The sequence below is a fragment of the Marinobacter sp. genome (assembly GCF_041690615.1).
GTDB lineage: Bacteria > Pseudomonadota > Gammaproteobacteria > Pseudomonadales > Oleiphilaceae > Marinobacter.
The window spans coordinates 1-14079 of the sequence record NZ_JAWLGY010000003.1; the positions used below are offsets into that span (position 1 = coordinate 1).

13 protein-coding genes are annotated in these 14079 nt (G+C 61.9%); 3 read left to right on the forward strand and 10 right to left on the reverse strand.

Annotated elements, in window-relative coordinates; all coding sequences use genetic code 11:
* Nucleotides 1-560: M23 family metallopeptidase (locus ACESMZ_RS02840; RefSeq protein ID WP_372972180.1), on the forward strand; the 560-nt coding region annotated here is incomplete at its 5' end.
* A gap of 26 nt (nt 561-586) precedes the next feature.
* Here ACESMZ_RS02840 and ACESMZ_RS02845 read toward each other — a convergent pair.
* Complete coding sequence (locus tag ACESMZ_RS02845) at nt 587-1693, reverse strand: GGDEF domain-containing protein (protein WP_372957751.1); 1107 nt, start codon at nt 1691-1693, stop codon at nt 587-589.
* A gap of 139 nt (nt 1694-1832) precedes the next feature.
* Entirely contained in the window at nt 1833-2183 is a 351-nt protein-coding gene (locus ACESMZ_RS02850) for a hypothetical protein (protein ID WP_372957752.1), read from the reverse strand.
* Nucleotides 2184-2372: 189 nt separating this feature from the next.
* Here ACESMZ_RS02850 and ACESMZ_RS02855 point away from each other — a divergent pair, with 189 nt between their 5' ends.
* Together ACESMZ_RS02855 and ACESMZ_RS02860 are read left to right on the forward strand one after the other, a co-directional pair.
* Complete coding sequence (locus tag ACESMZ_RS02855) at nt 2373-3263, forward strand: LysR substrate-binding domain-containing protein (RefSeq protein WP_372957753.1); 891 nt, start codon at nt 2373-2375, stop codon at nt 3261-3263.
* Nucleotides 3264-3495: 232 nt separating this feature from the next.
* Nucleotides 3496-4422, forward strand: a complete 927-nt coding sequence (locus ACESMZ_RS02860) for a hypothetical protein (protein WP_372957754.1) — start codon at nt 3496-3498, stop codon at nt 4420-4422.
* A 30-nt stretch (nt 4423-4452) separates the two neighbouring features.
* Here ACESMZ_RS02860 and ACESMZ_RS02865 read toward each other — a convergent pair whose 3' ends face one another.
* From ACESMZ_RS02865 to xdhA, 8 genes are all read right to left on the reverse strand, one after another.
* Nucleotides 4453-5670 (reverse strand): GGDEF domain-containing protein, encoded by a 1218-nt coding sequence (locus ACESMZ_RS02865; RefSeq protein ID WP_372957755.1) that lies wholly within the window; start codon nt 5668-5670, stop codon nt 4453-4455.
* A gap of 182 nt (nt 5671-5852) precedes the next feature.
* The gene (locus ACESMZ_RS02870) at nt 5853-7046 is read right to left on the reverse strand and encodes a urate hydroxylase PuuD (protein WP_372957756.1); all 1194 of its coding nucleotides are present in this window, start codon (nt 7044-7046) and stop codon (nt 5853-5855) included.
* 3 nt (nt 7047-7049) lie between these two features.
* Nucleotides 7050-8450, reverse strand: coding sequence for a guanine deaminase (gene guaD, locus ACESMZ_RS02875; RefSeq protein ID WP_372957757.1), 1401 nt, complete (start codon nt 8448-8450; stop codon nt 7050-7052).
* Nucleotides 8450-8794 carry a hydroxyisourate hydrolase gene (uraH, locus tag ACESMZ_RS02880; RefSeq protein WP_372957758.1) on the reverse strand — a complete coding sequence of 115 codons (345 nt, stop codon included), beginning with the start codon at nt 8792-8794 and terminating at the stop codon, nt 8450-8452. The genes guaD and uraH overlap by 1 nt, the downstream gene beginning before the upstream one ends.
* Nucleotides 8791-9291, reverse strand: a complete 501-nt coding sequence (gene uraD / locus ACESMZ_RS02885; RefSeq protein ID WP_372957759.1) for a 2-oxo-4-hydroxy-4-carboxy-5-ureidoimidazoline decarboxylase — start codon at nt 9289-9291, stop codon at nt 8791-8793. The genes uraH and uraD overlap by 4 nt, the downstream gene beginning before the upstream one ends.
* The gene (gene xdhC, locus ACESMZ_RS02890; RefSeq protein ID WP_372957760.1) at nt 9288-10184 is read right to left on the reverse strand and encodes a xanthine dehydrogenase accessory protein XdhC; all 897 of its coding nucleotides are present in this window, start codon (nt 10182-10184) and stop codon (nt 9288-9290) included. The genes uraD and xdhC overlap by 4 nt, the downstream gene beginning before the upstream one ends.
* A complete protein-coding gene (gene xdhB, locus ACESMZ_RS02895) occupies nt 10184-12538 on the reverse strand; it encodes a xanthine dehydrogenase molybdopterin binding subunit (RefSeq protein ID WP_372957761.1) in 2355 nt (784 codons plus the stop codon). Before xdhB ends, xdhC begins: the two co-directional genes overlap by 1 nt.
* Entirely contained in the window at nt 12531-13991 is a 1461-nt protein-coding gene (gene xdhA / locus ACESMZ_RS02900; protein WP_372972181.1) for a xanthine dehydrogenase small subunit, read from the reverse strand. Before xdhA ends, xdhB begins: the two co-directional genes overlap by 8 nt.
* Nucleotides 13992-14079 lie beyond the last annotated feature (88 nt).

A 14079-nucleotide genomic window follows, 5' to 3' on the forward strand; every position in this document is an offset into this window, starting at 1 on the left:
GTTCGGCTTCAGAGCCAATCATGAACCGCCGTGGTACGGAACCGTATGCCCGGTGGTGTGAGAGGACGGGGGAGGCAACTCCCCCTCCTACTCGATTCCATCCCATGGGCTTCCACAGGACGGACTGGCACCCCGACAATCCGGCCGGGTACACCACGTTTGGCACTCCGGTCCTCGCGCCCTGTCAGGGAAAGGTAGCCTTGGTGGTGGATGGCCTTGAGGACCAGCCCGTGCCGGTCATGGATCGCGATCATATGGCGGGTAACCATGTCGCTGTGGATTGCGGGGAATTTTTCGTCATCCTGGCGCACTTACGGCAGGGCAGTATCGGGGTGGCAACGGGCGACGAAGTAGCAATCGGTGAACTTCTGGGGCAAATGGGTAACTCGGGAAACAGTTCGGAACCACACCTGCATCTCCACGCCCAGAAAGCCCTGCCGGAAGAGACGCCTCTTTCGGGCGAACCGCTTTGGCTGACTATCAACAACCGGTTTCTGGTTCGCAATGACACGCTTCACCTTTCCCGGCAGGAACAGGGCCGGGGCACCGGGCCTGATTGACGCGTCCGGGGCGAGCGGCGCACTGGTTAACCTTCGAAGCACACAATCCGGTTGCGCCCGGAATCCTTGGCCTGGTACAGCGCCGTGTCAGCCTGTTTGAGCAATGTCTGACTGTCGGCATTGCGGGTGTCGCACGTCGCTATGCCCATGCTGGCAGTAATAACGGATGACACGCCGGATTGCTTGTGGGGTATGGCGGCCCTGGCAATATCGGCTTCAAGCCTGCGGGCAAAGGACAGCGCACCGGCCCGGTCCGTCTCCTTCAGCAGCAGGAGAAATTCCTCACCACCGAAGCGGTACACGTTGTCATCAGAGCGTGACACCGCAGCCTGGAGTAATGAGGCAATCCTCTGCAGGCACTTATCACCCTGCAGGTGGCCGTAGGCATCATTGAACTGTTTGAAGTAGTCCACATCGAGAACGATGATGGAAAACGGCGTTCCCTTGTTCTGCCACTCCCGGATCCGGTCCCCGATATCTTCATTCAGATGGCGTCTGTTCTGCAGGCCGGTCAACGAATCTGTCCGTGACAGGATGGCCAGCTTCCTGGTCTTTTCGATGTTTACTTCCCGCTCACGCTCATAGGCCCGCTCCAAGGTGGCCAGCAGCAGGGCCGTAAAGACAAAGAGCAGGGGAATGTTCACCATCCAGTCGAGAAACTGCTCCTCGGCCGACAGGGTCCGGAACAGCTCCGGTTGAACGTGGTACAGGGAGATCAGGGCCAGGTTCACGCCCAGGAAAACGGTGTTCAGGGCAAGCCGTTCGATGCCGGCCAGCAGGAAATTAATCAGCAGCAAAGCGACCACTGAATAGACCATGCTGGGCGACACCAGGCCGGCGCTGGAAAGCCAGGAAACCGGCAGGACGACAAGACAGAGCCCATAAATGCCGACCCGGTGCACCAGTTCCGTCCTGATCCGTTTCAGGGCCAGCAGGCCCAGGACGGTGCAGAAAGTGCTGATGGCCATCCATTTGTAGTTAAAGGAAAAATCAAACCCGCTCAGGATGTTGGCGACGATGGTCAGTAGTGCCAGGGCCGCAAAGAAGGCCATGTAGAATAGGAAGATCCGTTCCTTCACGGAATACCGCTGCTGGAACGTGGTCAGCCAGGTTTTGTCCGTACTTCGTTTCAACGCGAACCCCAGAAAACTGTTATCACCGGCCGAGCTGTCTTGTCGTTGGCATGATGCAGGATGTTGCCGTCCTCTGGCATGGCGAAGTGTCCGAGAGTCTGATGATAGATGAGGGGTTGCGCGTTAACCAGACGGGACACTAGTGCTCAGCATGTATCCGCCGGGGTGGACCTGATTGTCCGCACCTTTTTTCGCCGGTACCGTACTGACTACCCTCCGCCGCAGCCTTGTCATGAATTCCCCGTGCCTTGCGGCAGGCCTCCAGTGCCTTCAGGGCATCGACTCTCAGTGGCAGCTCAAGGGCCCACTCGATATCAGTCCGGTTCAGGCCGATGTCTGACAGTATCAGATCTTCCTCTTCCAGCAACGGCACGAACAGTCGCCGGAAATGGTGCCTGCGCCACATGATTTTCAGCCAGAAATCAGCTTTTGCCAGCAAAGCCAGTGGCGGTGTTGCCGGCATGTAGAGATCCAGCGTTGGTGGTTTCACAGGGACTTCCGGGGCCAAGTGAGGACGGCGAAACGCTTGTTGGTTGCACATATTGAAGGTCTCCTTGTCACTTGCGTGAGAAGCCCGGCGGGTTGGCCGCGGCTCGTTTCTAAAGCATGCAGCCTCACTTTTGATCAAACAAACGAAAAGAATTAACCTGTGTCTTAAGAAAATCTGAAAGGTAAGGTTATGGACAGCTCAAAGCCATTGATCAGCCGTGAAACCGTTCCCCTGCTGGATACCGATGTGCTGCGTACTTTCGTGGCGATTGCCGAGACCGGAAGCTTTACGCGGGCTGCAAAGCAGGTGTTTCGCACGCCCTCGGCGCTGAGTATGCAGATCAAGCGTCTCGAGGAGATCCTCGGGCATGTCCTGTTTGTACGGGAAGCCCGGCACGTGCGGCTGACACCTGAAGGTGAGGTATTGCTTGGCTATGGCAGGCGGCTCCTGCGGCTGAATGAGGAGGCAATACAGCAATTCCTCACCCCGACACTTGAAGGCCGGGTCAGTCTTGGCACCTCCGATGACGTGGGTAGCCGTATTCTGCCGGGGGTGCTTGCCCAGTTTGCACGCTCTCATCCGGCCGTACAGGTGGATGTGATGGTGGGCTCAAGCCGGCAGAACCTGGAGCGTCTGGATGCCGGGGAGCTGGACATGGTGCTGGTCACCATCGGTAACGAAGGCCAGGAGTGGCGGGGTGAGATCGTCCACACAGAGCCCCTGGTATGGGCAGGGCGCGAAGGGGGCATCGCCGCCAATCGTTCCCCCCTGCCGGTTGCCCTGGCAAACCAGGGCTGTGCCTGGCGCCGGATGGCCCTGAACGCCCTGGATGCGGCCCATATGTCCTATCGCGTGGCCTATACCTGCGACCACTGTTCCGGCCAGGAAGCGGCCATGCTGGCGGACCTGGCGGTCGCGCCTTTTCCGCTCAGCCTTGTACGGCCACCATTGCGTAAACTGGACAGGGAAGGCCTGCCGCCCCTGGGGGACTACCAGATCGCCCTGGCGCGCAATGGCGGCAATCCGGTCAATGATGCGCTGGCTGGTCATGTGAAAGAGGCGTTTGCTGACTTGCGGTGAGAGGTACACAGTGTCTCGCGCCGTTGCCGCCGTGTTCGGGCCACCCCCGCAAAGGCCGGTCAGGCATTGTCGAATGTACTGTAGATTAGGCACCGTGACTGGAATGTATTGGGTGTACTGCCCTGCCGGAGGTTTTCTGGCTGTTTAAGCCGACCTGGTCCGTACTATGGACTGCCAGGGCGGATCAAATGAGCGCTGCTGTGTCAGCGAGCGCAGGCAATGGGTATGAACTATGTTTTTACACACTGGACGAACCAGCCAGACGGTACGACTCTGGGTTATCCTGCTTGCAGGTATGCTGGCAGCCGTACTCTGGCCGATGATTGCCTCTGGTGCCGATGGGGCTGATGAGAGCGAAGGGAATGGTGCGGCTGCGGCTTCTCTCAACATTTCCATGGAGCGCGTTGGCCGAGCAGACGTTGATGATACTGATGCCTCTTTTGGTTTTACGGAATACGCCGCCAGCCTGAGCTGGCAGTTTCTGCTGCTGGACCTTGACCATAGAAGAAGTGACTGGCGCTCCGGCTCAGAGCTTGGCAGTGCCTCTCGCCGGGAGCCATGGGGAGAGTTGACCAGGATCGCACCCGGGTTGCAGTATTACGGTGAGCTTGATGACCGATGGGGGCTCTGGCTTCAGATGTCTGCCATTGCCGGTTTTGAGGATGACGTGTCCTCCCGCTCCTGGACCTTGAACCCACAGGTTGTCGGGCTCTATATGCCCCGGGATGATCTCAATGTATTCGCTGGTATGGGGTCGTTGTATCATCCAGTGGATTCGACGCTCTACCCGGTGCTGGGGGTGACCTGGAACAGGGGCACGCAAGACGGGTTCTCCGGTACGCTCGGCCTTCCAGAAACGACGCTGCGCTATCATTTCAACGAACGGCTGGCGGTAAAGGCCGATGTCCAGCGGGATATCAGAACGTACCGCCTGTCTGACGGCAACCCGACCGCACCTTCAGGCTATCTGCACACCGACGAGGTAACGCCAGGTATTCACCTGGAATATTTTCCGGCGGAGGCGCTACAGGTGACCATGGGGGTCCGCCGGTTTATGGGCCGCAGCATAACGATCTATTCCAGGGAGGAGCGCCGGCTGGCAGATCATGACGTGGATGACGCCTGGTCCTTTCGGTTGGAGATGGAATACGGTTTCTAAGGCGAGCCAGAATGTTTATTCTCTTCAGGTCTATGTCTGCTCACGTGGCATCAGGTCAGTTTGTAAGCCCTGGTTCGCCGTTGCCAGATCGAAAACTCGGTTACGGCCCTGTTTTTTGGCCGCGTAAAGCGCGTTATCAGCACGGTGCAGCACCGAACTCCAATCACTGTCACCCGCACAGTAATGAGCCACCCCGAAACTCGCTGAAAGCGTCACGCTGATATTGCCATCAATCGTAATCCGGGTTGCTGCCGTTTTCGCCCTGATTTGCTCCGCAACCTGTAAACCCTGCTCGGTATTGTTGTTCGGCAACAGCAAAATAAACTCTTCGCCACCAAAACGCGCCACCACATCATGTTGTCGTATTCTGTCCTGGAGAATAGCAGCAAAGCGCCTCAACACCTCGTCACCGATATGATGGCCGTGCTTGTCGTTCACTTTTTTAAAGTGGTCCAGGTCACACATGATAATGGCGAAAGAAGTACCCGAACGCAGCGCGCGGCTGAACTCGATATCACAACATTCGTCGAATGCCCGCCTATTGTAGATTCCCGTCAAAGGGTCAACCCGCGCTATTTCTGAGAGCTCATCCTGCAGTTCATCGGAAGCCATCCATATCGTGCAAAACGACGATAAAATCACCAGAAACTCCCCGGCAATAATTGACAGCGCACTAAGAAATCCGGCATTCATGAAATCATCGGGCGGTATTTCGTAAAACGACCAAATAAAACGGAAGATAAAGAAGGCGCCCACCAGAATAAACATGGCAATAAGCATTTTGGCGACCAACCGGTTGTGGATTTCACGGTGTTGCAACAACCCGACTGCACCAATAAAACAGGCGGCTGCAAAGGTGATAGAGAAAGCCTGTATACGCAGGTTTATATCTGGAATGTGAAAGCTGTAAAAATACATTGCAGCTGCCAACAGGACCACCAGTGTCGGGCTCATCCAGCGCTCAAAACGCAGAGAGATACCTATAAACTGGAACAGTCCTCTGTAGATCAGCACTACCGCTATAATAAGTGCGGTGTTGGAAAGCACGATGGACGCGAAATCATGAATAAAATGACGCAGGCCGAGTAGCACACCGCCAGCGCCAAACAGCAGATAACCTGCCCCAATGGTTTTTATACCTGAGAACTTGGCATGCTCTTTTGAATAAGCAAACATACCCAGGCCAAACACCAGGCTGAAAAGCACCAAGGTCAGGCTGAGGGTGCGAAAATCAAGCTGAATAGACATGGGCCTTCCTGTAAAAGTACGGCAGCAGCGCCCAGCGCCCTAAAAAGGCGCATTGTAGCCCTTAACCCAGCTCCATGCAGCCTGTAAAAGGGGATTGCCGTGACACGGATCCCACGTCGGGCCACTGCCCGAGCCACCGGGCGGTGGCCGAATCAGTCAGCCTCCTGACACACTCTGGCGCCTCACTGTGCGCTTAACCACGCCCCCAGCTGCTCCCGTTCCTCCTCCGTCATCCCCGTACTGTTCCCCAATGGCATGTAATGGGTCTCCACCGCTGCCTGCCGTACCGTGCCTTTATGGTCGGCCAGCAGTGACAGCTCATCGAGCCGGATACCCGCCGGTGCGGACTGGAAGCCGGGGTGTGTCGGGGATTTCGCGTGGCAGGCAACGCAGTGGGTTTCCATGATGCTGGTTGCGGTTTCGTCGCTGACAGCGGCAGTACCGGTGCTGGCGGAGGTGGAGGTTGTTGGGGCAACCACCCAGATCAGAATCACGGTCATGACGGCGGAGGCCACCAGGATGGACGGCCGGTTGATGTCCCGGTGGCGCAGGTTGAAGTAGTGTCTTGCGAAAGCGGTGATAAAGCCGATGGCCGCCAGTATGGCCCAGCCGTGGGGGTGGCCGTACAGCATCGGGTAGTGGTTGCTGATCATGATGAAGATGACCGGCAGGGTCAGGTAGTTGTTGTGGGTGGAGCGCAGTTTGGCGAGGGCGGCCAGCCTGGCGACCCGTTGGTCCGGCTCCTTGCCCGCATTGACCGCGTTCACCAGCGCCCGCTGGGACGGGATGATGCCCAGGAAGACATTGGCCACCATGATGGTGCCGATGACGGCCCCCACGTGGATATAGGCACCCCGGCCGGAGAACACCTGGAACAGGCCCCAGTCCACCAGCAGCAGGATGGCGAACAGCACCAGGCCGAAGGCCTTGCCGTTGTTGGCCAGGGGGCTGCGGATCAGCGATTCATAGATGGCCATCACCACTGCCAGGGTACCCAGGCCGATGGCGACACCGGTGCCCAGGCTGAGATCCGCCTTTGAAGGGTCAATCAGGTAACCCGGCGAGCCCAGATAGTAGACGATGAACAGCAGGGTCATGCCGCTCAGCCAGGTGCTGTAGGCTTCCCACTTGAACCAGTGCAGCTCCCGGGGCATTTCCCTGGGCCCCAGTTGATACTTGGCCACTTCGTAGATGCCGCCGCCGTGGATGGCCCACAGGTCACCCTTGATGCCTTGTTGTTTTTTCCACGCCGGGGGTTCCCGCAGGTGGTTGTCCAGCCAGACGAAGTAGAACGACGCGCCGATCCAGGCGACGCCGGCAATGACATGAAACCAGCGGACCATCAGGCCAAGCCACTCGCTGAGGTAGGCTTCCATCAATCAGGCTCCTTGGGCGGGGGTTGAGGCGGGGTGTGTGGGTTGCGGGGTTGGTGTGACATGGCTGCCGGGCCGCTGGTAACGAATCTCGCCGGCCACGACGGTGGTGGCGATGGCCCGGTCGTCCCCCAGGATCATCAGGTTGAACAGGGTCTCGGCCAGGGTGTGGCTGTGGGCCTGTTTCATGTTCAGCGCCGGTGACGCGCTCTGGTCGAGCACCACGAAGTCGGCATGGCAACCGGGCCGGAAGCTGCCGGTCTGGTCCGCCTGGTGCAGCACCCGGGCGTTGCCCAGGGTGGCCAGGTAGAACGCCTGCCAGGGCGTCAGGGTCTGGCCCCGCAGGCGGCAGACCTTGTAGGCCTCCGCCATGGTGGCCAGCATGGACAGGCTGGTGCCGCCACCCACATCGGATGCCAGGCCCACCTGCACACTGGCCTCCCGGGCACTGCGAAAGTCAAACAGGCCGCTGCCCAGAAAGGTGTTGGAGGTCGGGCAGAAGGCAATGCGGGTGCCGGTCTCCGCCAGCCGCTGGCGGTCCCGGTCATCAATATGGATGCCGTGGGCCAGTACCGTGTGATTCCCCAGCAGGCCGTAGTGGTCGTACACGTCAAGGTAGCTGTGGCGCTCGGGGAAGAGCTCTCTGATCCACTGGATCTCGCTGGTGTTCTCCGCCCAGTGGGTCTGCACCATCACATCCGGGTGATCGGCAGCCATTCTCCCTGCCAGGGTCAGTTGCTCCGGGGTGGAGGTGGCTGCAAAGCGTGGGGTGATCGCGTAGCGCTGGCGGCCGCGGCCGTGCCATTTCTGCAGCAGGGCCAGGCTGTCGTCGTAGCTGCCCCGGGTGGTGTCGGTAAGGTTGTCCGGGGCGTGGCGGTCCATCATCACCTTGCCGGCGGTCAGGCCCATGCCCCGGCTTTCGGCGGCTTCGAAAAGCGCGTCCACCGAGGCAGGGTGTGAGGTGCAGAACACCAGCCCGGAGGTGGTGCCGTGGGCCAGCAGCAGGTCGGTGAACCGCTGCGCCTCCGCCCGGGCCCAGTCGCCATCACGGAAGCGGGCCTCGTGGGGGAAGGTGTAGGTTTCCAGCCAGTCCAGTAACTGGGCACCGTAGCTGGCCATTACCCCCAGTTGCGGCATATGCACGTGGGTATCGATGAAGCCGGGCAGGATCAGACCTGTTTGCCAGTGGGTGACCGGGGTGCCCTCGGGCATGCGGGGCAACAGCTCTTGCGCCGGACCGGTGGCGAGCACCCGACCGTTCAGCAGGATGAGCAGGCCGTCTTCGGCATATTCCAGGCTGCCATCCCTGGGTTCCGGGTCATTACCGGGGTCATCCAGGAAATGGAGTAAGGCGCCGCGATGGGCCTGGCAGCCCGCCGGGAACGGGGTGTGGGTTGTCCTGGTCATCAGCTCCCCCGGTAGGTCGAGTAGCCCCACTGGTTCAGCAGCAGCGGAACGTGGTAGTGGGCGTCGGTGTCGCTTACGTGGAAATCCAGGCTCACTTCGGGGAAGAAGGTGTCCAGTCCACGCTCCTGGTACCAGGTGCCGGTGGTGAAGGTGAGCCGGTAATGGCCAGCATCCAGGGCAGTGTCGAACCAGTTCATGAGGCGGCCGTCGTCGTCGGTGGTGCCTTCGGCGATACGGGTTGCCTGGCCGCCAAGGACCTGGTTGAGGGTGACTGCCACGCCGGCGGCCGGGCGGCCAGCGCCCAGGTCCAGGATATGGGTGGTGATGGGGCTCTTTGCGCTCATGCCAGTTTCTCCAATCGTATCTCGGTGATCCTTGCCTGCTCCCGGGCGGCGTTCTTCAGTTCCATCTCACGGCCGTTGGGCAACCGCGCCTCCAGTAGGTGCAGCATCTCTTTGGCGGACTTGCCGGTGGCACAGACGATGAAGATAAAACCGAACTTCTCCAGGTAGGTGTCGTTGCCCTGTTTCAGGCGCCGCAGCACGTCCTCATCGGCGCTCCGGGCTCCCGCCTGTTCGCCGCTGGCCAGGGCCTTGGAGCTGGCGTATTTCTTTCTCAGACTGTCCACGTCGCCGATTCTCGGGTGGGCCTCGAAGGCCTGCAGCCAGTCGCGCTCGGTGAGGGTGGGCCACAGGCGCTGGCTCTGGGCCAGCATGGCTTCACGGCTGGTATAGGGTCGGTTGTCCACCATGCCCTGCACCCAGGGCTCGGCGGCGCAGCAGTCCCGGAAGCGGGCTTCGGCCTGGTCCGGGGGCAGGGCATTCAGTTCTTCAAGACTCATTCGGTTATCCCTCTTTGCATCGCTGCAGGCGCCACCTGACCTTGCTGGCCGGTGTGGGTGTCCTGTATCAGGCCTTTCAGTTCCTTCCAGGGCAGGCCCCGGCGGGCGGCGGGGTGGTTCGCGCTGGCAGCCAGGCTGAGCAGCTCGGCGCTGATGGACACGGCGACTTCCATGGGGCGTTTGCCCGGCACGTCAGCGCGGCCTACCGGGCAGCGGATGGTATGGATCTGCCCCGGGCTGAACCCCCGGTGGTCCAGCCGCTGTCGGAAGCGCTCCGCCTTGGTGTCTGAGCCGATCAGGCCGATACCCGCACAGTTGCCGGCGGTGAGCAGGGTGCGGCACAGCTCGAAATCCAGCTGGTGGTTGTGGGTGAGGATCAGTACCTGTTTACCGGCACACAGCTGTGGGGCGTCCCCCACCGGATCGTCGGTATGGTGGATCCGAATGTTGGCGGGCGCCTGGTCGGGAAACTGGTCGGCCCGTTCGTCCACCCAGGTGACGTGCCAGGGCAGTTCCCCGAGGATGGTCACCAGGGCTTTGGCCACATGGCCCGCTCCGAAGATCACCAGTTCCTGTTCACAGCCCGGGTGCGCCTCGATCAAGACCGACACACTGCCGCCGCAGCACTGGCCGAGGCTCGCGCCCAGGGGGAAATGGGCCAGTTCGCTGGTGTAGTCCTCCCTTGCCAGCCGCTCCCGGGCCTGCTGGCAGATGCGGTATTCCAGGTGGCCGCCGCCGATGGTGTCGTAGCTGTGCTCGCCGGTAACTACCATCTTGCTGGCGGGCTCCCGGGGTACCGAACCGGTCACCCCCAGCACAGTGACCAGCACATAGGGCTCGCCCCGGTCCTCGCACCGGGCCACGGCCTGGTACCAGGTCAGTCGCCGGTCCATTACGCGGTCTCCTTCTGCCCGGCCAGCCACCGCTGGCTGACGGTTACCGCGCCCAGCACCCGTTCCGGCGTGGCGGGGGTGTCCAGGGGCGGGCTGTAGCGGTAGTCGGTAAGGCTGGCCACCGCATCCCGCAGGGCACTCCATACGGCGATACCCAGCATCAACGGTGGCTCGCCCACGGCCTTGGAGTGAAACACGGTGGCTTCGCGGTTGGGGCTCTGGGGCAACAGGGCCACCCGCAGGTCCGGTGGGCAATCGGATACCGCCGGAATCTTGTAGGTGGCGGGGCCGGTGGTCAGCAGCCGGCCCTCGTCGCTGTAGACCAGCTCCTCGGTGGTCAGCCAGCCCATGCCTTGCACGAAGCCGCCCTCGATCTGGCCAATGTCGATCTCCGGGTTCAGCGAGCGGCCCACGTCGTGGAGGATGTCGGTGCGCACCACCCGGTATTCCCCAGTGAGGGTGTCCACCACCACCTCGGAACAGGCGGCGCCGTTGGCGTAGTAAAGGAAGGGCCGGCCGGTGCCGGTCTCCGGGTCGTAGTGGATCCTGGGGGTGGCGTAGAAGCCGGATGACCACAGGGGCACCCGATTCATGTAGGCGGTCTGGATGAAGGTGTCCCAGGGTACCGCCTGGCCGCCGATGATCACCTGGTTATCGGAGAAAGTGATCTGCTCCGCCGGGGTGGACCAGTGCTTCGCGGCGAACGCCACCAGGGCCTCGATGATTTTCTCGCAAGCGTCCAGTGCGGCCATACCGTTCAGGTCAGAGCCGGAGGAGGCTGCTGTAGGTGAGGTGTTGGCCACTTTGTCGGTGCGGGTGGCAGACACCTTGATCCGTTCCAGGTCTACCTGGAAAGCGGAGGCCACCACCTGGGCTACCTTGATGTAGAGGCCCTGGCCCATTTCGGTGCCGCCATGATTCACCACGATGCTGCCGTCGGTGTAGATGTGCACCAGGGCGCCGGCCTGGTTCAGGTGCTTGGCGGTGAAGGAGATACCGAACTTCACCGGGGTCAGGGCCAGGCCCCGTTTGAGCACCGGGCTGGTCCGGTTGAAGGCGGTGATGTCTGCCCGTCGCTGGCGGTAGTCTGAGCTGGCCTCCAGTTTTTCCATCAGTTCCGGCAGCACGTGCTGCTCCACCGTCTGGCCATAGTGGGTGGTGTCCCGCCCGGGCCGGTAGAGGTTGAGCTTGCGAATGTCGAGCGGGTCCCGGCCCAGGTAGCGGGCAATGTCGTCCATGGCCTGCTCGATGATCATCATGCCCTGGGGGCCGCCAAAGCCCCGGAAGGCGGTGTTGGAGACCGTATGGGTCTTGCAGCGGTGACCCACCACCCGGGCCTGGTCCAGGTAGTAGGCGTTGTCGGCGTGGAACATGGCCCTGTCTACTATGGCGTCGGACAGGTCCGGGGAATAGCCGCAACGGCCGGCCACCATGAGGTCGGCGCCGTGGATCAGGCCGTCGTCATCAAAGCCGATGTCATAGGTGTTGTAGAAGTCGTGGCGCTTGCCGGTCTGCACCATGTCGTCTGCCCGCGACAACCGGTACCTCACCGGCCGCCCGGTGGCGTGGGCCAGTAGGGCAGCGACACAGGCCAGCGGCGCCGCCTGGGTTTCCTTGCCGCCGAAGCCGCCGCCCATGCGCCGGACCTCCGCCTGCACTTCGTGGATGGGCAGGCCCAGCACTTCCGCCACCAGCTTCTGCACCTCCGAAGGGTGCTGGCTGGAGGTGTGCACAAACATTCCGCCGTCTTCGGTGGGCTCCACCAGGCAGGCCTGGCCCTCCAGGTAAAAATGCTCCTGGCCTCCTACGTGCTGTTCTCCCTGCAGGCGATGGGGCGCCTCCGCCAGTGCACGGTCCGGCTCGCCCCGTTGCTGGGTCTGGCTGGGCCGCACAAAGAGTTGCTGCGCCAAGGCCTGTTCTACAGTGACCACGGCATCCAGGGGTTCGTACTCCACCGTCGCCAGTCGTGCTGCCTTGCGGGCGGCCTCGTGGCTGGTGGCGGCCACGGCAAAGATGGGCTGGCCGATGTGCTCCACGATATCGTCCGCGAGCACCAGGTCTCCGGGGAACACCGGGCCGATGTCCAGGTGACCGGGTACGTCCCCGGCCGTGATCACGGCCACCACGCCGGGGTAGTTTCGAACCGCTTCAAGATCGATGGACAGGATGCGGGCGTGGGCCTGCGCGCTGTGGCCAACAGCGGCGTGGAGCAGGGCCTCCGGCATGGGCAGATCATCGATATAGCGGGCCTGGCCGCTGACGTGTTTCCAGGCGCTGTCGTGCTTGACGCTGTGGCCTGCCAGGCCGCGGGCGGTGTGGGCCGGCGTCGGGGTGTTCAGGGGCAGTTTACGCATAGTCGGTCACCATCAGGGTTTCGCTGGAAGTGGATGCCAGCAGCGCCCGGCGCAGCAGGTTGCCGGCCACCTGCAGGCGATAGCCGGCGGAGGCGCGCGCATCGGTGAGGGGTGAAAAATCGCTGGCCAGGGCGGTGATTGCGGCGGTGACGCTGTCGTCGTTCCAGGGCTGGCCTTTCAGCGCGGCTTCAGCCCAAAGGGCCCGGGCCGGAGTGGCCGCCATGCCGCCGAAGGCCAGGTGACAGTCCGTCACCACGCCGTTGTCCACGGTCAGGCGGAAGGCGCCCAGCACCGCGGAGATGTCGTCATCCAGGCGCTTGGAGACCTTGTAGATATAAAGCCGCTCGTTTGCCCGTGGTACCGGCACCCGCACCGAGTGTACGAACTCGCCGGGCTTCAGGTCGGTCTGTTTATAGTCATGGAAGAAGTTTTCCAGGGGCAGGCGCCGCTCACCATCCGGCCCGTCCAGCACCAGGGTGGCGCCCAGGGCGATGAGGGGCGGGGGCATGTCCCCGATGGGCGAGGCGTTGGCAATGTTGCCGCCGAGGGTGCCGCGGTTGCGGATCTGCAGGGAACCCAGCCGCTCCAGCATGGAGTCGAACGCCGGCCACAAGCCTGACAGTGGGCCACGGAACCGCTGGTAGCTGGCGGCGGCGCCGATGACCAGTTCCTCCCCTTGCTGCTTGCAGTCTTTCAGTTCCGCCACCCGTTCGACGCTGATCAGATGGTCCAGCGTCTTCAGTTGCTGGGTGATTTCCAGGGCCAGGTCGGTGCTGCCCGCCACCAGTCGCGACTCGGGGAATGTTCGTCGCAGGGTCCGCAGTTCGTCCAGGCTGACCGGGGCGTCATAACGGGGGCCGCCTGGCGTGGTTAGCGTGATGCTGCTGCCCCGGTGAATGGCGGTCAGTTCGCCGGGAGCCTGGCTACTGCCAAGGCCGGCGGCGGGATGCGTGGCATCCGGAATCCACGCCTGAACCATGGCCTGGCGGCCGGCGTCGACTATGGGGCGGTAGCCGGTGCAGCGGCACAGGTTGCCGGACAGCGCTTCCAGCAGACGGTGATCGTCCGGGGCTGTGCCTTCCCTGTCAGCATGGAGAGCCACCAACGACATCACGATACCGGGGGTGCAGAATCCGCACTGGGCGCCGTGTTTCTCCATCATTGCCCGCTGGACCGGGTGGCCCGGTTCCTGCTGGAACGCCTCCAGGGTAATCAGCTCCTTGCCGTGGAGACTGCCGAGCAGGCTGATGCAGCTGTTTATTGCTTCGTAGCGGATACTGCCCGATTGGTCAGGTGTGCCGGTAATCACCGTACAGGCGCCGCAGTCGCCCGAGGCGCAGCCCTCCTTGGTGGCGGTTAGGCGCATTTTGGTGCGCAACCACTCGAGGATGCTCAAATTTGGGTCGGCCTGGTCAACTTTTTCCATGCGCCCGTTCAGAAGGAATTCGATCACGGTACTCTCCGCTTCCAGTCTGTTTGCAGGGTTTGGCGGGTCCGTGGCCCCTGCCAGTGGCAGGGCCCGGGTCACCGGTTAACCGGTT